Origin of the sequence: Halorubrum ejinorense (assembly GCF_039522565.1) — an archaeon.
Lineage (GTDB): Archaea > Halobacteriota > Halobacteria > Halobacteriales > Haloferacaceae > Halorubrum > Halorubrum ejinorense.
Map to the genome: position 1 here is coordinate 174772 of NZ_BAAADQ010000013.1, position 17293 is coordinate 192064.

17 protein-coding genes and 3 pseudogenes are annotated in these 17293 nt (G+C 59.7%); 7 read left to right on the forward strand and 13 right to left on the reverse strand.

Translation table 11 applies throughout. The features are described 5' to 3' along the window. The first annotated feature begins 7 nt into the window (after positions 1-7). The 3 genes from ABDZ89_RS11620 to ABDZ89_RS11630 are packed head-to-tail and all read left to right on the forward strand — an operon-like array spanning position 8 to position 1152. Positions 8-457 (forward strand): HVO_A0114 family putative DNA-binding protein, encoded by a 450-nt coding sequence (locus tag ABDZ89_RS11620; protein WP_241686152.1) that lies wholly within the window; start codon positions 8-10, stop codon positions 455-457. Beyond that, complete coding sequence (locus tag ABDZ89_RS11625; protein WP_128904886.1) at positions 432-722, forward strand: toxin-antitoxin system TumE family protein; 291 nt, start codon at positions 432-434, stop codon at positions 720-722. Before ABDZ89_RS11620 ends, ABDZ89_RS11625 begins: the two co-directional genes overlap by 26 nt. After that, positions 703-1152, forward strand: a complete 450-nt coding sequence (locus tag ABDZ89_RS11630; protein ID WP_343779224.1) for an HVO_A0114 family putative DNA-binding protein — start codon at positions 703-705, stop codon at positions 1150-1152. The genes ABDZ89_RS11625 and ABDZ89_RS11630 overlap by 20 nt, the downstream gene beginning before the upstream one ends. Before the next feature lie 104 nt (positions 1153-1256). Here ABDZ89_RS11630 and ABDZ89_RS11635 read toward each other — a convergent pair whose 3' ends face one another. The 8 genes and pseudogenes from ABDZ89_RS11635 to ABDZ89_RS11665 all read right to left on the reverse strand — a co-directional run bounded on the left by ABDZ89_RS11635 (position 1257) and on the right by ABDZ89_RS11665 (position 5922). Continuing rightward, positions 1257-1817, reverse strand: coding sequence for a hypothetical protein (locus ABDZ89_RS11635; protein ID WP_343779226.1), 561 nt, complete (start codon positions 1815-1817; stop codon positions 1257-1259). A gap of 2 nt (positions 1818-1819) precedes the next feature. Next, positions 1820-2212, reverse strand: a complete 393-nt coding sequence (locus tag ABDZ89_RS11640) for a hypothetical protein (protein WP_343779228.1) — start codon at positions 2210-2212, stop codon at positions 1820-1822. A gap of 273 nt (positions 2213-2485) precedes the next feature. Beyond that, a complete protein-coding gene (locus tag ABDZ89_RS11645) occupies positions 2486-3730 on the reverse strand; it encodes an RNA-guided endonuclease InsQ/TnpB family protein (RefSeq protein WP_343779230.1) in 1245 nt (414 codons plus the stop codon). Positions 3731-3860: 130 nt separating this feature from the next. After that, positions 3861-4220: pseudogene (locus ABDZ89_RS11650) on the reverse strand (HVO_A0114 family putative DNA-binding protein); the annotation flags it as partial. 33 nt (positions 4221-4253) lie between these two features. Next, positions 4254-4358: pseudogene (locus ABDZ89_RS17145) on the reverse strand (toxin-antitoxin system TumE family protein); the annotation flags it as partial. After that, on the reverse strand, positions 4357-4764 hold the full coding sequence (locus tag ABDZ89_RS11655) for a hypothetical protein (RefSeq protein ID WP_343779232.1): 408 nt from the start codon (positions 4762-4764) through the stop codon (positions 4357-4359). The gene ABDZ89_RS11655 and the pseudogene ABDZ89_RS17145, both read right to left, overlap by 2 nt. A 1-nt stretch (position 4765) precedes the next feature. Continuing rightward, complete coding sequence (locus ABDZ89_RS11660) at positions 4766-5026, reverse strand: AbrB/MazE/SpoVT family DNA-binding domain-containing protein (protein WP_343779234.1); 261 nt, start codon at positions 5024-5026, stop codon at positions 4766-4768. Between the two features lie 107 nt (positions 5027-5133). Then, entirely contained in the window at positions 5134-5922 is a 789-nt protein-coding gene (locus tag ABDZ89_RS11665; protein ID WP_343779236.1) for a Fic family protein, read from the reverse strand. Positions 5923-6154: 232 nt separating this feature from the next. Between ABDZ89_RS11665 and ABDZ89_RS11670 the strand changes: the two genes are divergently transcribed. Both ABDZ89_RS11670 and ABDZ89_RS11675 read left to right on the forward strand, forming a co-directional pair. Continuing rightward, positions 6155-8416 carry a hypothetical protein gene (locus ABDZ89_RS11670; RefSeq protein ID WP_343779238.1) on the forward strand — a complete coding sequence of 754 codons (2262 nt, stop codon included), beginning with the start codon at positions 6155-6157 and terminating at the stop codon, positions 8414-8416. 22 nt (positions 8417-8438) lie between these two features. Continuing rightward, a complete protein-coding gene (locus ABDZ89_RS11675) occupies positions 8439-10430 on the forward strand; it encodes a hypothetical protein (RefSeq protein ID WP_343779240.1) in 1992 nt (663 codons plus the stop codon). Between the two features lie 1683 nt (positions 10431-12113). Here ABDZ89_RS11675 and ABDZ89_RS11680 read toward each other — a convergent pair. The 3 genes from ABDZ89_RS11680 to ABDZ89_RS11690 are packed head-to-tail and all read right to left on the reverse strand — an operon-like array spanning position 12114 to position 13751. After that, a complete protein-coding gene (locus ABDZ89_RS11680) occupies positions 12114-13187 on the reverse strand; it encodes a hypothetical protein (RefSeq protein ID WP_343779242.1) in 1074 nt (357 codons plus the stop codon). Positions 13188-13214: 27 nt separating this feature from the next. Further along, positions 13215-13484 (reverse strand): hypothetical protein, encoded by a 270-nt coding sequence (locus tag ABDZ89_RS11685; protein WP_343779244.1) that lies wholly within the window; start codon positions 13482-13484, stop codon positions 13215-13217. 15 nt (positions 13485-13499) lie between these two features. Then, on the reverse strand, positions 13500-13751 hold the full coding sequence (locus tag ABDZ89_RS11690; RefSeq protein WP_343779245.1) for a hypothetical protein: 252 nt from the start codon (positions 13749-13751) through the stop codon (positions 13500-13502). Positions 13752-14024: 273 nt separating this feature from the next. On the opposite strand from ABDZ89_RS11690, the gene aglF reads away from it, so the two are divergent. Further along, entirely contained in the window at positions 14025-14780 is a 756-nt protein-coding gene (gene aglF / locus ABDZ89_RS11695; RefSeq protein WP_343779247.1) for a UTP--glucose-1-phosphate uridylyltransferase AglF, read from the forward strand. 77 nt (positions 14781-14857) lie between these two features. Then, a pseudogene (locus ABDZ89_RS11700) lies at positions 14858-15250 on the forward strand (UDP binding domain-containing protein); the annotation flags it as partial. Positions 15251-15384: 134 nt separating this feature from the next. Here the strand turns inward: ABDZ89_RS11700 and ABDZ89_RS11705 are convergent. Together ABDZ89_RS11705 and ABDZ89_RS11710 are read right to left on the reverse strand one after the other, a co-directional pair. Beyond that, positions 15385-16530: a PspA/IM30 family protein gene (locus ABDZ89_RS11705; RefSeq protein WP_343779249.1), complete on the reverse strand. Its 1146-nt coding sequence runs from the start codon at positions 16528-16530 to the stop codon at positions 15385-15387. 254 nt (positions 16531-16784) lie between these two features. Beyond that, complete coding sequence (locus tag ABDZ89_RS11710; protein WP_343779251.1) at positions 16785-17228, reverse strand: VanZ family protein; 444 nt, start codon at positions 17226-17228, stop codon at positions 16785-16787. Positions 17229-17293 lie beyond the last annotated feature (65 nt).

The window sequence follows — 17293 nt, forward strand, 5'->3', positions numbered from 1 at the left end:
TGATACCATGACCGATACCACGCCGCCGCTACACCCGATGGAGCGCGAACAGCTTCGGACCGAATCAACCCTCGTCGTGACCGTGAAGTCGTCCAGTGAGTTCCACGACGACATCACTGACGGGATCAAGACGCTCGAACAGACAGACACAGTAGATTCCACGCCGACGCTCTCGTTCACCAGCTATGATGATCTGATGGAAACGTTGACGCCGCGAGCCCTCGAGCTAATTGAAGCTATCCGTCGGGAGGAGCCAGCCAGCATCAACGAGACCGCACGGGTCGTTGACCGGGACGTGAAGAACGTTCACGAGGAACTCAGTCGGCTCGCCCAGCTGGGCATCATCTTCTTCGAGGAAGATGGACAGCGTAAGCGCCCGATCGTCTGGTTCGACGAACTCGTCATTACTCTCCCATTCGATCCAGAAACTGGTGACACGGCCACTGCCGCGCCGTGAACTACCCCACTCTACTCTCTTGTCATCACGAGACGTCCCTACAAGCGAAGAGTTCCCGGAGGGGCTGAAGTACAGCTTTCAGTACCTTGGTCCGGCCGACGAAGAGATCCTCCGGTACGACAACGCGAACGACGGCCACGACGTTGGGCGACACCACCGCCATACCCGCGACGAGGTCGAAGGTATCGAGTTCGAGGGCCTTCGGTCACACATCCAGAAATTCCTCGAGGAGGTCGAAACCATCCATGAGCAAGAATTCGCCTAACCACGCCCACGAGCCGCCAGAGGACGTCGACTACCCTTCGACGCTTCACATCACGTCGAAGCCGTTCGAAGAACACAAGGAGAGCGTCCTCGACCGTGCGGACCGCTGGGAGCACGGTGAAGAGGTGCCACACGTCGTCAACTTTCAGGACGCCACCCGCCTCCAGCGACTCCTCACCCCTCGACGCCTGGAGCTGGTACGGAGCCTGATGGACGCGCCAGCGGAGAGCATGCGTGACCTCGCCGAGCGGCTCGACCGGGACGTTCGCCAGGTCCACGACGATCTCCAGATTCTGAACGAGTATCGAATCGTCCACTTCCGTGAAGAAGACGGTGCGAAGAAACCGTTCGTTCCCTACAACACAGTCAGCATCGAGGTCGAGTTGGGCCTATCGGGGGGCGAGGAGCCAGAGTCGGCCGCTTCAGTCTGACGGATTGCGGTGTCGAGCGCGTCGATGTCCCTTGTCGGACGCAGCGCGCTAGAATCCATCTCCCACCGGGCACCACTCGCTCGCGCCCTAGTGCGGGGAGGAAATCAACCGTGGAGATACTTTTGGCGCAATTGCGCCACATATTGTGTATCCCAGCCTTTGGTTTCAACGTAGTAGCTGAGCACAGCGTCGACGTATTCTATGGGCAGAATCTTGTGAGTTGCGAGGATACAGAGCAGATGTGGTGTCGTGAATAGTGTGTTCCGGTCGTCAAGAGCGAGATTAATGAAAAGGTAGTTGGTAGTGTTGAATTCGTCCGTGATGAAGAGCTCTGCCTCCAACTCGTTGGCCAGCCAGACACCTTCGGCCTCTCCTTGATCAAGCCCATAGTCGATCGGCTCGTCGGCTCGGTTGTCGACATCGTGTGTTGTTATATGATGGGCAGCTTGGAGGGTGAGATCCGCGGCGGCAGCTAGGAGGTCATCATCCCCCGTGGCATCGGTGACCTCGCCGAGAACACTCGCTGGTACGTGGACGTCGTACCCGGTGAGGAGTGTTTTGAGTGGGTCCCCGCCAGAGGGAGCCTTCGGCCGCCCGTCAACGACCGGCGTAGCGAGATTCAACAGCACATTCGTATCAACGACGGCAACGGCGTGCTCCGACATTATCAGGCACGCGACTCGTCATCAGAATCAGCTGAATTTGAGTCCGTCCATTCGGAAATCTCGCCGTCGTAGAAGGTATCGTCACTCGGGAGCCCATCCTCGAGTGTGGGTATAGCGGGCGTCCGATCGATCGACTCTCGGAGGAGTTTCAATCGCATTGCCTCCTCACGGCCCAGAATTGCTTCGACGGTGTCGTAATCGACCCGGCCGTCGTAGTAGGCGTCGCTCAGCCGTCGCTGGAACTCCTCGTCGTTTACAAGCTCTTCGAGTTCGTCCTCAAGTGCGTCGATGATGAGACGGGTACGAGAGATATCGAGGATTTCAATCGCGCTATCGGCGCGCTCGACGAGGGACTTGGGGGCGTTAAAATCGACGCGTGTTTTTTCCTCAGCCATCACACTATGTGTAGAATCTACACACACATAGTTTCTTTGCCGTTCAAGCGAGTGGATCATAATGGCTGAGTCAGTCGAGACACCCATCGGTACCGTAACGACGCTTCTTGGCCGACCGATCATCGCGACGTGCTGTCGCTCGTCCTCGACAAGATCGAAGGGCGGATCGCGACCCCCTGGAACGACTAGGGAGGCTCCCGCTACGCACTCATGGAGGCGCTATCGGCGTCGCCGAAGTCGATAAGCGGGTAGTCAATGTAAGCTAACCCACGGCTAAAGCCGTGGGCTTTCAGCGTGGACTCCCGCTCTGGCCGACATTTCGGCAGGAGGGTCATACTCTCCATTCGCGTTCAGCGTCCCGCTGTTCAAGCGCACGCCTACGGGTGCGCCTCCACCGGAGCCAGTTTGGTTCCGGCGGAGATACCGCAAGCCGATGTTCTTGGCGGCGTTGTAGTCGGCGTGGTTCTCGTACCCGCATTTCAGGCACTCGAACTCCTCGCCGTTACGGTTGTCGGGGTGCGTGAACCCACACGTCGAACACCGCCGTGACGTGTTCTCCGGGTCAATCTGCTCCACGTCGATGCCGTACTCGGCTGCTTTGTACTCGACGTACTCGAACAGGCGGTTGAATGCCCACTTGTGGCCCCACGACGCACCAGTGCGCTCACGGATGTCGGTCAAGTCCTCGAACGCTATCACCGAACAGCCGTACTCGCGGGCTTCAGCTACCAACTCGTTCGAGATGCGGTGGAGCGTGATTTTGAACCGACGTTCCTCTTTCCGACCGACCGATTGGATGTTCTCATGCGCCCACCGCGTGCCGTGTTCCTGTAAGTCACCATGCCGTTGCTCGTATTCGCGCCGCCAGTGGTCGAACTCGTCACCCGTCCAGAACGTGCCAGTCGAGGCAACTGCAAGACTGTTCACGCCGAGGTCAACCCCGAGAACCGTTCCGTTCTCGGTGGCTGTCTGCTCCGACGTGTCAGACTCCACTTCCTTCTTGCAGTGGATATGAAGCATCCAGTTGCCGTCCCGGTAGTGCAACTCCGCCCCTGTCGTCTCGTACTCATCTGAGAAGAGGTATTCCGCGTGGGGCGTGTCTTGTTCGTCGTCAGGAAGCACGTAGTCGGCTTCAATCCGTCCGTCTGTGGTGGCGAGACTGACGTACTCGTCGTGGAAGGTGGCGGTGCGGTGGTCGTAGACGACGTGTGGACTGGTGAAGTGCGGCATCGACCCCTTCTTCCCCTGTTTCCACTTCTCGACCACGCTCTTGCAGGCGTCAGCGGCCTTGTTCCGGGCGGCTTGGACGTGGTTGCTGTGTAACGCCGTCTCGTCGCGCACGTCTTCGTAGGTGTCGTCGTGGAGCGTGGTTTTGCTCGTGGTGACGTATTCGCCTTCGAAGGCGTGGCGAGTCACGTAGTTAGCGGCCCACAAGAACTCGTCGACGGTGTCTTCGAGGAGTGCGGCGTCGTCACTATCCACGGCGAGTTTCACCGGAACAGTGCGCCGCTTCTCCATACATCATATGTATTGCCGATAATTCAAAACTATTGGGGAGTCGGCCCCTGTCGTAGTCGGTGGATTGTTGCACGGAGCGTGCGCGCTTCCTCCCACCCCTGAAGGGGTGGGTTTCCGCGCTGTTTCCGCTATGAACCTCAATCCGATCGAACGGGACGACGGGTTGGATCGCGCCGCTGGGGCCGCCTTCGTCGAGAGTGAGGATACCCAGGACGTCGAGCTGCTTCAAATCCGAGTGGACATCCGAGACGTCGCGATCAACGAGGCGAGCTGCCTCGCGCATGCTCTCGGGGGTTTCTTTTGCGATCGCCCGGATGAGTTCGAGACGAAGTGGGGTGAAGCTGTCGACGAAGTCGTCGTAGGTTCCGAACTGGAGCGTCGCGTTTCCATCCTCGCTGTCAAGCTCATCTGCGTCAGCATCTTGGACAAACTGGAGCGTGTCTTGCCGGAGCTGTTCTCGGTCGCCGACGGTGATGTGGAGCGTGGTCATGGTCAGGGTATCGGTGAGTCGGGTGGTGGTGGGTCAGTGTGGTCGAGGCGGGTCGCCGCCGACAGCCTCCCAGTACTCGTCCGCGCTCGCCCAAAACTCAACAAGCCGGTCTTCCATTCCCGGAAACTCGATGTCATCAGTCCCAGATCGTCTTGTAACCGGCGTCACCGATAACACCGTCAGTCGTGAGGATCGCATCAGTCTCCTGTGCCCGGTGACTAGCGACGATCAGGCCGTCGTGGATGCTGAACTCACCAAGCAGTTGGGCGTATTCTGCCAGCTCCGCATCACCGACGGGCGCGACCGAGATCGGCCCGTTTCCAACCAGCGCCTGACGGGCGTCCTCTGGCGTCCCCGTGAGGGAGACCCCCCGAACGTCCTTGTCGCGGGAGACCGAGTACAGCACTTCAGCGATCGCCGTACTCGGTGTCTCGATGACCGTTTCCCCAGCTTCAGCTTCGGCGAACACCTGGTCAGCCTCTCGCGGGAGCGCGTCGACGAGATAGACCAGCAGCGAGACAGCGTCAGCAGTGTATGCTGCCATCTCAGGCTTCCTCGTAGTTCCGATCGCGGCGATCTCGGACGCGCTGTCCCAACTCCTCGGCGATCTCCTCACGCTTCGCATCCGAGGTGTCGTCAGGAACGAGCATCCCGCGTCCGCCGGTACGAGTACGTTTTTTCACCACGATCCCCTCATCGGTGTCCATCCAGACGACCTCGTCACCGGGCTTTAGGTCGTACTTCTCGCGGAGTTCGTGGGGGATCGTCGCCTGGCCCTTCTCTGTGACACGAGTAGACTTACTCATACGTAGTAATACTTTCCGTAATACCTTAGTCTTGCGGAGGGTGATCGATTCACAGGTGGACGAGCCGGATGCCCCGACCCTTGAGGTTGGGGAGGAAGCCAACGACTTCAGTCGTGGGTCACTGCCCCAGAAGTAGGGGCTTGCGAGGAGAGCGTGACATCGTCCTCCGAGACAGCATTCACCAAGCCGACAAAGTGGGCCCATGCCCACCCGAACAGAGACACCACGCCTGCGCGGAGGCTGGAGTCGCTCACAGCAGCAAGCTGGGGGTCGACAGACAGTCCGCTAACGACGAGGCTCACTCCAAGCAACCCGAACACGACCCCACCGATTCCGAAAAGAGAAGCAGCAGTCTGCTGTGCGGACGTGAGATTCGCGTAAGCCGCCGTAAACAACGTCAGGACCCGCTGATAATTTTTGACTGGATCATCCGGTTCGGCGTGATCAGTCTCGTGGATCGCTGTCGGACCATCGAGTTCCGACTGTTGTAAATCGGCACCAGAATCTTCGACAGCGACATCAGTCGTCGTCGCGGTGACCCAAGAGTCGGCGATACTGTACCAGTACGGTCGTCCAGTCGTATCGGCATCAAGATAGCCGTACTCAGCGAGTGTATCCAAGTCCCTACGCAGCGTGTCTTCTGTCACAGCAAACGCCTCGCAGTCGGCCAACTCCTGAACACAGACTGTTCGTGCCTGCTGGTCGGTCAGCTCCCGACGACAGTCGTCTCCCGGCGAATAAATGATCTCAACAATCTCTTTCGCCCGGGATTTCACCCGAGAAACCGGTTGCTGATCAGATCCAATCCGGTCGTCACGACTGATAGCAGCTTGTATCGCTTCGACAGAGGAGGGACAGTCCTCTCGCTCGCGTCCCGTCTCTGAGACGGCACCCATCGCGAGTGTGTTCCCACTGATGGTAATAAGATACCCTCGGTGAAGATATCAATTCTGAGAACTAGCTGCCTAATTCAATATACATCTTTCGGAGATTCGACTTTCGAATTCGAGAAATCGATTTTCATAATCCCCCCGTCAGTGCCCAGCGCAGGATGTACGAACCACCAACCTGTCGTGGACACACCACGGCACGACGAACCAACTCACCGTCACAGTGGAGGTGGCCCGTATGAGCCAGCAAACACTCTCGACGGGTACCGTTGAACAGTTATTCAATCGGCATGAAACGCGCCCGGAACTGTGGATCGGCGAACTCCAAAGCGGGCGCGTGAGACAGAATACGGTTCACGTGACACCGCCGGTCGATCCCGAGTACAGAGACAAGCTCGTACACGAGACGGGTGATGAAATCGCGGAGGCAATCACAGAACTCATCGAAAAGATAGACGCGCCGATTGAAGTACTAACGTACCCGCGGCCGGTATCGCGTACAGATGTGGATACTGCGGCGGTGCTGTGTCATGCGTTCCATATCAGTCCGCATTTCGTCGATGGCCGCGCGATCCAAGCTGACATCACTGACTTCAACGAGCGGGTGCTGCAAAACGTCCTCGACGTCGCCCACGAGAAAATCGCCGATAGCTTCCCCGACGTGTACAATGTCGAGGTGGGCGATCTCGATCTTGACCCGATCGCGACCGGTGGACCGACCGCCACGTGCCGGCTTGTCAACGAGGACGCCGAAGAACTCGCTGGCGTTGGCAAAGTCAATGCGGAGATGATGGAGCAGACCTACGACGCACTCACGCACGCGCGTGAGCCGTTCGTTCACCAGCTCATCGCTGAACCCGATGACGGGAAAAACTACATCACGTCTCGGCTCGCAGCACTATCGTCCGACCACACATACCAAGGGGATCGTGGACTCGCCCGACTCGTCAAAGAGGGGGCATCCGAGGACTTCGGTCGGCTGTTTAAATCGATCGGCCTCACGTCGAATTACAACATCGACATCGAAGACTACCTTCATATCAAATACGACCAGCAGGTCAATGGACAGACCGCCCACACGGTCACTATCAGAGATGCGATGCGAAAACGGTACGATACGAAATTCCAACACCGGCGCAAAATCGAGAAGTTAAAAGAAGTTGTACTGGGCCATCCTGATTTCCGACGACTGCTCAACGGCTCAACAGGCTGGAAACAAGCGGCAGAAGATCACGGGTACTACGGCCGATTCTGGATCCCGCCGGCGGCAATTAGCTACTTCACGAAACGGTACGCGCACTACTACGACATCGATCCGTGGACGTATTCGCCGGTCCGAGAAGCGCCGGAGTTCACGCCGCGTTCGGTACGCGATATCGACATCCAAACAGACTGGGAGACGCCGGGACCGACCGTCGACGCTGAACAGCGACATCAGACCGACGGAACTGACGCCCACCTAAAACTCGGCGACAGGTTCATCACATTCGCGCGTGCTCGCGGCGACGAGATCAGTCGTGTCGAACAAGATGGGGATTCGCTGCCGGATCAGGAGCTCACCCCAGACGAGGGCTACATCAATACCCTCGAAAAGCAGGTCGACAGCGACGTGGTTAACGTTGAACCGGAGTACAAAAACGAGTCCAAGCCGGCGAACATTCTCACGAACGTCGAACGCGCGATCGCTGCGGACCGGCACGTCGTCCTCGTCTGTAAAAGCGAATCGGCCGCTGACCGCGTCTACGATATCGTCTATGCGACGTATAACGAGCAAACTGAACACGGCGTCCAAACGTATCAGGGAGGCGCACTCCCCGAAATCGACGGGCAAATGCTCGTCACAGCCGAATCGGAGTCAACGTGGTGTCTCACACCCGATGGGATGCTCGTCTACGTCATCGACGGCGAGATCGTCACCCGGTGTCCGGCTGACGCGGATCTCACCGAGGTCGACCACGGCTGTGCGACGGCGCAGAAAGAAGACGGTAAATACATCGTCACCACCCGTGACGGTGAGACGCTGACCTACGAGAGCAGAACTGCGTTCAAACGAGAGTGGAGCCGGGTCACAACGCCTCACGTCCCGATCGACATCAGCTATCTCCAGTACGTGACGATCATGTACGAGACGGGTGCGGAAAGCGAAGACAGCGATGACTTCGTGGAATATAATGCCACACCCGAGTGGGAACGCGCCGGGGGCAAGATGGACCGGTACAAGGAGTTCGGAAGCGAGGTCAAAGACACGTTCCTCACCGAGACTCCTGACACCGAGCTCACCACCGATAAGTGTCACTCGACAATGATGGGAGTCTACCAGTGGTGTACTAGCAAAGACGCCCCAGACACGGCCAGATTCGGTGGAGGATTACCCGACATCGACCGGGACGACACGTCCGGAGGAAAGAAAATGCTCGTTGGCTATAAGTGGGTGTTCCCCCGCGGGCTCGTCTCGCCGCATCTCGCTGGTGTCGACGCCGACGCTGACCTCTCGCTGTAACCGCTGGCACCGATTTTTAAGCATGTCGTTAGAACGAACCTTCCTGCGACTTCGCTGGCCGGGTGTTGATATTGCCGATGAGCGACGCACGACACCACTGCGTGATGACCTCGCCCGGGCGGTGTACACCGCGACCCGCCAACCGGATGATCTCGTCGAGGTGACCATCCACACCGGCGCACAATCACAAGAGCTGCTGCTGGCGGCAGGGGACCGAACACTCGAAGCGAACTATCCGGTCATCCGGGCCGCCCAAGATGAGCTCCCACAAGAGATTGGGTTTGAGATCGTTGATACAACCAAACTGGGAGTCGCTCCCGCACTAACGGCGTGTCTCCTCGGCCCGGACACGACAGACACAGAAACGACTCGCTCCACCCGCAACCCGGAGCTATCCCCGCCACGAACGGCGCTCCAGGGGTATCTTGAGACGCTCATCGACACCGAGCTCGCACACGTGATTCGGATTCTCGTCCGGAACGCGGGCTCCAAACGAGAAGTAACACTCCGGGCAGCAGTATACGACCCCGACCGCCAGTGGGTGAGCGGCAGCGACTACGCCGCCACGCTCGATGACGGCACCATCGATCCGGCGACGTATTTCACCGACGACGCGATCACGTCGTCATGGCGCCTGCCGATTGACGGAACGTGGAGTATATCGGCAGACGCGCCCGTGCTCGGCGAGACCCATGAGACGCCGCGGCTGTATGTCGACACCGACAAACTCCGTGGACTCGGGCGTGACGAGACCCGCCGGCCGGACAGCCGCCGCCGACTCGCCCGCAGTTCCGAGGCGTTCGATGTCTTGCGGGACCGAACGCCAAGCCCGTCCCGACAGCGCGCATACAGCTCCCTCAACGTCGATCCATGGCTGACAGTCGATGCCGAGACGCTGCCAGCGTTTCTCGCGCACGTACCCGCCTACTACGACCGGGATCGATGGCCACGACGCGCTGGCTGGGAGCCGTTCACCTACAGTATTGAATCCGTGCTCCGCGAGGCACCGGGGACGGTCCCCGGAGCAACGGCGGATCGAACGACACCGACACCCGACCCACTCGATTCGCTCGATATCGACGCCACCGACGACCACACTAAAACCGCAGTCACGTGGTTACACACACGGGGAAAGCTTCAAGATCCGCGCTGGTTCCCTGCTGCCACGGTCGAACTTGTCCGCCCGGGCCTCGCACGGCCAGTCAGTATCGTCACCGACGAGACACTCGCTGCCGGGGATCTCATTGCGCTTGTCAGTGCCGCCGCCTGTAAGGAGACGACCGCGTACATCGTTACCGACACCGACAAGACGGCCGCCCGCGTCGCCAGACTGTTGGCCCAGCCGGTTCGTGAGACAAGGCCGGAGCGAGCGCGGCTGTATACGACCGCAGAGCCGCTCAAAGCCGATGGAACAATGGCAATGTTCCCTCGGTCAGCTGGCCCGCCGACGTGGTGGCTCCGGCCTGACGGCGCGCTCGAGTTGTACAGCGGTAAAGAGCGGCTCAGAGAGTGGACCCAGCCGTGGACAGCCGAGACGCTCGTCGCCTCGCTCCCGACCAGTCGCCGTGGTGACGATACGTACGTCGTCCGTGATGCCGACGGCGACCATCGCACGGAGTTTCAAACAGCAGACGACCTCGCAGCCTCGTGGGCGCCACTTCCAGCGCCCGTTGCGCCGGCGTTTCTCGCAACCGGGCTGTATCATGGAACGATCTTGACGCCAACGACCCGTGGATTCAAAGAGTATCGTCACCACCCAACGTGGGTGACAGAACATAATCCCCGGTATCGGTCGCCGTCATTTACCGAGGCAGTCGTCGACCGATTTCTCGACGAGTACACCGTCACAACGGACGCTGATCCGCTTGGGATCGACCAGGTGTTTCCGCGGCTCTGTACCTGGGTGCGAACAATTGATCCCTACGGGCTCGAGTTCGATCTTGATCGCGAGCACGTCGACTACCACATCAACGATCGTCGCCAGTGGCGGTATCCGCCCTCCGGGTCAGAGTAACCATCACCCCCACCGGCGAGTGTATGACTGACGGGGGCGCCGCCCCCAAAATGTCTGTTTCCTGTTACAAGATCAGAACTGAAACACAGAGCCAGCAGGGCCCGTGTGCGACCAGCAGCAACCCCGAACGAGCGGCCCCACCCTAGACCGGTTCCGTCGGGGTCTTGAGGGGCAGTGAACAATACATAATAACCCCCCACAGAGCCGCCAGTAGTCGGACCGCACCACCAGCAGCAGCACTCTGTTCGGCAGTACTTGCTACCGCACCAGCAGCACCACAAATCGCACGCAGGCGGCGACACAGCAGCAGCAGATTCCGACTAATATAGTAGATGTGGTTCCCAAATACAGCGGTCAGAACGCACTGCGTATGACTACCAACTCAGGGAGGGACCCAAGAATCAGTAACCGACTGGCGGCCGCTGTGGAAAGAGAGCTATCGATGGTGAGACGCGGCCGCATACTGGGCTCCAACCGGGATGGTAGAGTGGATGCTCAATAGGCCGCATCCCAACCAGATATACCTATTTTCTGATATAATCTTGGGATGGAAGAGTAAGCAGTGTGGCCGCTCGGACGCCGTCGCGAGACAACGGTGGTAGCGTCGATACTGGGATCGAGTCCCGACCGACAGCCGGGGGGCCAGGATAACTAGTAGGGTCGTGTCGCACCGCACTCGTCAGAGACCGATAGTTGCGGCACCATCGGTCCCCGTCGTGTCGATCCAGTTCGCATCATGGATGGAGACTGGTGAGGATCTTCGCAGAACAGGTGCGTCTGCGTGGGACCCTCAGTCCAGATGAGCGCATGACAACTTCGGCCCCGGACTACCGAGTCTCAGGACAAGCCAGTCGGCTTGACCCGCAGTCGGGGACGGATTTCGAGTTCGTAGTGAACAGTAGTGTCCGTTCAGTGTGCGTGACTCCGGTTACGGGTTTGTGAGTCTGACTGTATTCAGTATCCCGTCAACAGGTGTCGTCGTCGAGTCATGGTGATGGGGGTGGACTGCTGGTGGCCGTCGGCAGTCCGGATCCAATCTGAAACGAGGGGTGTTCAGTGCGCTTCAGCCGCCGGTGGCTGTGTCCCTTCGTCCCGGGCGGGCAATTCGTTTCGATTCGGACGTTCGTTGGGTCCCTCCTGTCTTTCTCACAGCCCCCGGCGCACTTACTATGCTGACGACAACTACTATCTCAGTCGGTAACTGGTGCTGCTGTAACCACCCCGTCCGGGGATTTAGCAGGAAACTGCCGCTGGTGACTCGAGGTAGAGCGATGTGCTGCTGCCGATGCTGCGGTAGGTAGCTGTCGCCAACAGAGGTGGGATTCCCCCTGGAACATCGCTCCTTGTATTCAGATAGTCGATCAGAATGTTCGAACCGAGGACTACGATTACCATTCGAACGTCCTCTGTGAATTTTGGACCATCCCTACGGACGGCCGTGAGTTTGGACCCCGTTACAACCCATCGGGGCCTGTAGGTTTTCATCTTCGAATGTGCCGCAGCACTATCGGACGATCTCAACAGAAAGATCCTAGTCTCGGTAACGGTTCAGAACAGCGTGTCGCCGACCTCAATGGACAAAACCCCCTAGGAGAGACAAATATATCCGGCGTGTCTAACACAAGAAGTTGGACATCTACAGGCCGTTCAAGGTGAATTCCTCAGGGCTTAGTCCGTAGCAGCTCACGAGAGATGTTGCCAAATCGTTATCGGGTCGGCGTCGTTTAGCTCGGCGTTTGTCTCCATCTTTCGAAGTTCTGTGACGCACCGCTTGGCGACAAGCGGATAGACGTCCGCAGGCGCGAACTCGAACTCAAGCCGCATGATCTCTTGCCAGTGTTCGGCCCAGATATCTTCGACGACGCGGGGATACAGATCTTCCACAAGGTGAACTCCGAACTCGTGACACTCTTCGATAACCAGCGAGCGAACCGTCTTACGGATCCGGGCAGACGTACAGTACATCGCGACAAGCTGTTCAGCACCCGTCTCTGCGTCATCCGGGTCTTGACCGAACTGTTCGCGATTCAACTCCTCGAACGCGTCGCGGACCACTTTCACGCGGCGGGCTTGGCTGTCGCTACGGACGACGACGCCTTCCGCACGGACATCACTGGCGAGCGATGACTGTGGAACGGTGTAGGTCTCTGGATCAAACTCGGTCGGCTTGGCGATGATCGTTGCGGGAACGAACGCGCGATCAGGCGACACGTTCTCGAATCGGATCCGGTCGAAGACGCCCCAAGCCGCCTCAGTCGAGAGAAATCCCCCGAAAGTCTCTGCGTACGGACTGCCCGGTGGCGTCATCGAGTCAATAGCCGCATACGGAAGGACATCAAAGCCGACGAGAGCGGGAAGGTCGCGTTCGGTGTATCCGTAGTCTAGCGTCGAGTACACGAAATTCTCTGCGTACACGATGAGCGGGCCACTATGTTCATTGTGGGCTCGACGGAGGGCGTCCACGTCGATTCCGTCGCGGAGACACCGGACGGCGCGGTGGAGCGCCCCGTCAATGTCCTCGAGATCGTCACGATGAGATCCCATGATGGAACGCCGTGTTCCGAAGACGAGACTTCCATCTCCGTCAGCGGCGTTTATCACAGGATCTGGATAAGACGACGCGTGGCGCTCGTCATAGAGTGTGAATCGGAACGAGCCCCCGTCAAACTTCTCAAGGACCACCAAATCCTCAGCATCGAAGAACGACTCGGGGACGACGGGGTGATCGTATCGTGGGATCTTTGGATAGACTTTCATCGGTTAGTAGCAGAATGGTGTGAAGGGTCAGGTATCACCGTTCGGTGGCCACTCAACGCCCTCCCACGTTCGAACGGCGTCGCCGACGACCGTCCGAAACTCATCGACCGGCGTGGTACGGACACTGGAGGGCATCGGACCATAGTCGTCCCACTCCGCAGTGTAGCGGACGACTCGCGATCGAAGACGACCGTCCCCCGAGTCCGGATCGTACGTTTCGAAGACGTGGTGGACACCGACCACGAGTACTTCTCCGAGTTCGTCGTGCTGGTAAATTGTGTTTTCAGTGAGGTTCATACGCGTTCAACGTGCTCATTCGAGCTCCGCATCCGGCCGGTCGATACCGTCTTCCAAGTCGGTGAGATCGCGTTCGAGTCGATCGATGTGCGTTTCAAGGTCTTCGACGCTCATCAGAGCGAGACGAAGGAACGCGTCGTCCCGCTCCGGCATCAACGGAAGCTGACTCGTCGATGCTGGCAGGTCATCCGACTGTCGTGCGCGTTTGCGGACAAGTTCTTCACGAGCGCTGCGCAGTTCTCGACGGATGAGTTCATCGTTGTCCATGGGTTGGCACACACCGGAGTACAGCCCACTACGGCCCCGGAAGGGCGGTCGCACGGACCGTCTCACCGAGTGTGTGGCTTTCTGACCACCGTTCGGAGATTCATGATAGCGTGTGCCGAGACCTATAATAAATACTTTCTGTAGAGTACATAAGTTCCAGTACAGCATCAACTCCATCGGCGCCAGTCACCCACTACAAGTCGTGTGGACAGTACGATCAGCCGACTCGGAAAGGCAGAATCCTTATGATTGCCTGACCAGAATTCTCGAATCATGCAAGCAGTCGTACTCGCGGCCGGCAAGGGCACGCGCCTCCGCCCGCTCACCGACGACAAGCCGAAGGGGATGGTCGAGGTCGACGGCAAACCCCTTATCACCCACTGCTTTGACCAACTCATCGAGCTCGGCGCGGACGAACTCATCGTCGTCGTCGGGTACATGAAAGAGCAGATCATCGACCACTACGGCGACGCCTACGAGGGCGTCCCGATCACCTACACCCACCAGCGCGAGCAGAACGGGCTCGCGCACGCGCTCCTCACGGTCGAGGAACACGTCGACGACGACTTTATGCTCATCCTCGGCGACAACGTCTTCCAGGCGAACCTCAAGGACGTCGTCCGGCGCCAGCGCGAGGAGCGCGCGGACGCGGCCTTCCTCGTCGAGGAGGTCCCCTGGGAAGAGGCCTCCCGCTACGGCGTCTGTGACACCAACCAGTACGGCGAGATCACCGACGTCGTCGAGAAGCCCGAGGACCCGCCGAGCAACCTCGTGATGACCGGCTTCTACACCTTCTCGCCAGCGATCTTCCATGCCTGTCACCTCGTTCAGCCGTCGAACCGCGACGAGTACGAGATCAGCGACGCGATCGATCTGCTCATCCAGTCCGGCCGCACCATCGACGCCATCGGCCTCGACGGGTGGCGCATCGACGTCGGTTACCCCGAGGACCGCGACGAAGCAGAGCGTCGACTCCAGGGGGACGACGCCGACGAGGATACCGGGACAGTCGTCGAGTCTGACGCCTAGGACGACGACAACGGGCGCTACCGTGGCGGCGTTTGCGGGGTCGTTCTGCCGTCCGCGGGAAAATCTCACGCACAGAGCCGGAGCAGCTGCTCACGCTTATACACGACCACGTCGACGTGCGCGGCGAGCGCGTCGCCGTCCTCGGACTCTCGTTTAACCCGGGCACCGACGACATCCGGAACTCTCGGGTGATTCCCGTCGTCGACGGGCTTCAGGCACGCGGCGCGACCGTGGTCGCGTACGATCCGGTGGCCACGGAGAACATGCGCGCGCACTTCCCGGACGTCGAGTACGCCGACTCGGCGGCGGCCGCGCTCGACGGTGCGAGCGCGTGCGTCGTCTGTACCGACTGGGACGAGTTCGCCGCGCTCGACGCCGAGTTCGACGCGATGGCGAATCCGGTCATCGTCGACGGGCGCCGCGTCATCGAGCGGCGCGACGGCCTCACCTACGAGGGACTCACCTGGTAGCGGTCACCCGGATCGACGATGCTACGAACCGCGACGACACGGCCGCCGCGGTCTCCGAGATACGTCGTCTTGGCGGCGAAGAGTGGCGATCCCCGAGAGGTCGCGGCGCTCCGATCAGTACCACCCAATAGCGGTCAGACCGTCTCGTCGTACCCGGACGTAGCTTGATCGAGACGGTGTTCGACATCGCTTCGGGCCGCGAATGAAATCGGCTCTGTCCGCTGCCAAGAGAGGGCCAAAAGAACCGGGACGTCGGCCCGATCGATCGCCGCCGACTCGGAGAGGTCCCCAACAGTCGGCGTTGGCTCGGAGCCAGCAGTGTCGACGGCCGTGGGACCTGCCGCTCGGCCTTGGAGATCGGCGACGGTGGCGATTTCGTCGTCGAAAAGGGCCTCGATGCTGGCGGTCGACAACCGCGAGAATTCCGCAAGCGGTCCGGAGACGGCGAGGGTGTCAGCGTCAGGCGAGATGCGGATCGGCTTCGCGAAGACAGAGAGATCGCCGTCGATCAGCTCAAGTGCGTCCTCAAACCCATCACGAGCCTGCCGGTACCGGATCTTGGCGACGGTCTGTTCCCCGTTTGCGTGTGCTCGCACGGCCGTTTGGAAGCTGTTCTCGGCGGCTGTGAGACGGGTTTTAACCGTTTCGCGGCGTTCTTGTAGCTCCGAGAGCTGTTGTCGAGCAGCCTGAATATCAGTTAGTGCCTCTTCGATTGCGTCGCGGCGGTCATCACCGGTCGAGAGTCGCTCGAGGACCGTTCGGTACCCAGTGATCGCGGTCTCATACTGGTCGCTCGCCTCGTCAAGCGATCCCTCGCTGCGGGCACTCGCGGCAGCTTCGACGACGTCCTCACAGTTCTGGATGGCGTGGTCGATATCAGTCGGGTGGGTTGGGTCAGTGAGTTCTGGGTCCGGAACCCCGGCAACTGCTGTCTGGACGGTATCGGTGAACTCTCCGTCCGGATCGTGTAGTTCGTACGTGAACGAGTCGTCGACAGTTTCGAGTGAAATCTCCCGACGGCGCTCACCCGGGAGATCGACGCGATCGACTTCAATCGACGTAACGGTCGTCAGCGGCACGGACACCAGGGTGGCATCGATCAGCTTAGACACGACGACAAAGAGGTTGTCAGAGGTGACAGCCAGCCACACGGTTTGCGTCAGTCCACCGGTCGTTGTTTTGACGGCGGCGCGGAACGTCTCGGCCTCGCTAAGCGCATCGACGACATACCCTCGGATGGCGTCCGGAAGCTCGTTTTGCTGTGTACAGTACTCAGTCATATAGATGACATGCTCGTTGGTGGTAAACTTGGATTTACCGGCGAGATACCACCAAACACACACGAAGACTACTGTTCGCGAGATGCGATATCGGCGAGTATCCCGAGCGGACCCGCGACGCAACGTTCTCCCACGGTTGACGCCGTGGGCCCTCTTTTTGATCAGGTGTAGCGGACACTAGTGTTAGAAGTCCAATAGTCGAGGCGAGGGACAGGGCACTGTCGAAGAATCCTCTACTGTCTGTACTGTCGATATCAAAGTGGCATCTCGACGTCTTCCACCTGCCGCACTCGGTAGAACCGGACCCACCGCGTCAGCACGCGCCAACACACGGCGGCGACGGCGGCCCCGACCGCGTTCACGAGCAGGTCGCCGAAGTCGGCGGTCCGCGCGTCCAGCGTCGACTGGAGCAGTTCGATGCTGCCACCGTACCCGACCGCAATGAGGAACACGACGGCCAACACAGTCCGGTCGCGCCACGCCGAGTCTTGAAGCGCGTACGCGAGCGTCACCGCGAGCCCGGCGTACGCCAGCCCGTGGAGCCACGTGCTGTACGGGAGGACGCCGAGCGGCCCGGTCTGAATCACTCCACTGCCTGGTGGCGTGAACACCGAGAAGTAGAGAATCGTCGCCGCGACCGCGAGAACCCCTGCCAGTCGGAGCGAGCGCGGAACGAGTGGCAGCCGCAAGCGACTCATTGTGTCCGCACTCCCACAGGATCGACAAAAGCCTGCGGGTTCGGACCACGATCCCGAGCCGCCAA

Excerpts from the sequence above, each read along its gene's own strand:
- ABDZ89_RS11635 (WP_343779226.1), bottom strand. The coding sequence starts at position 1,817 with ATGTCGGAGCACGCCGTTGCCGTCGTTGATACGAATGTGCTGTTGAAT.
- ABDZ89_RS11675 (WP_343779240.1), top strand. The coding sequence starts at position 8,439 with ATGTCGTTAGAACGAACCTTCCTGCGACTTCGCTGGCCGGGTGTTGAT.
- ABDZ89_RS11640 (WP_343779228.1), bottom strand. The coding sequence starts at position 2,212 with ATGGCTGAGGAAAAAACACGCGTCGATTTTAACGCCCCCAAGTCCCTC.
- ABDZ89_RS11710 (WP_343779251.1), bottom strand. The coding sequence starts at position 17,228 with ATGAGTCGCTTGCGGCTGCCACTCGTTCCGCGCTCGCTCCGACTGGCA.
- ABDZ89_RS11665 (WP_343779236.1), bottom strand. The coding sequence starts at position 5,922 with ATGGGTGCCGTCTCAGAGACGGGACGCGAGCGAGAGGACTGTCCCTCC.
- ABDZ89_RS11655 (WP_343779232.1), bottom strand. The coding sequence starts at position 4,764 with ATGGCAGCATACACTGCTGACGCTGTCTCGCTGCTGGTCTATCTCGTC.
- ABDZ89_RS11620 (WP_241686152.1), top strand. The coding sequence starts at position 8 with ATGACCGATACCACGCCGCCGCTACACCCGATGGAGCGCGAACAGCTT.
- ABDZ89_RS11670 (WP_343779238.1), top strand. The coding sequence starts at position 6,155 with ATGAGCCAGCAAACACTCTCGACGGGTACCGTTGAACAGTTATTCAAT.
- ABDZ89_RS11630 (WP_343779224.1), top strand. The coding sequence starts at position 703 with ATGAGCAAGAATTCGCCTAACCACGCCCACGAGCCGCCAGAGGACGTC.
- ABDZ89_RS11705 (WP_343779249.1), bottom strand. The coding sequence starts at position 16,530 with ATGACTGAGTACTGTACACAGCAAAACGAGCTTCCGGACGCCATCCGA.
- ABDZ89_RS11660 (WP_343779234.1), bottom strand. The coding sequence starts at position 5,026 with ATGAGTAAGTCTACTCGTGTCACAGAGAAGGGCCAGGCGACGATCCCC.
- ABDZ89_RS11680 (WP_343779242.1), bottom strand. The coding sequence starts at position 13,187 with ATGAAAGTCTATCCAAAGATCCCACGATACGATCACCCCGTCGTCCCC.
- ABDZ89_RS11690 (WP_343779245.1), bottom strand. The coding sequence starts at position 13,751 with ATGGACAACGATGAACTCATCCGTCGAGAACTGCGCAGCGCTCGTGAA.
- ABDZ89_RS11645 (WP_343779230.1), bottom strand. The coding sequence starts at position 3,730 with ATGGAGAAGCGGCGCACTGTTCCGGTGAAACTCGCCGTGGATAGTGAC.
- ABDZ89_RS11685 (WP_343779244.1), bottom strand. The coding sequence starts at position 13,484 with ATGAACCTCACTGAAAACACAATTTACCAGCACGACGAACTCGGAGAA.
- aglF (WP_343779247.1), top strand. The coding sequence starts at position 14,025 with ATGCAAGCAGTCGTACTCGCGGCCGGCAAGGGCACGCGCCTCCGCCCG.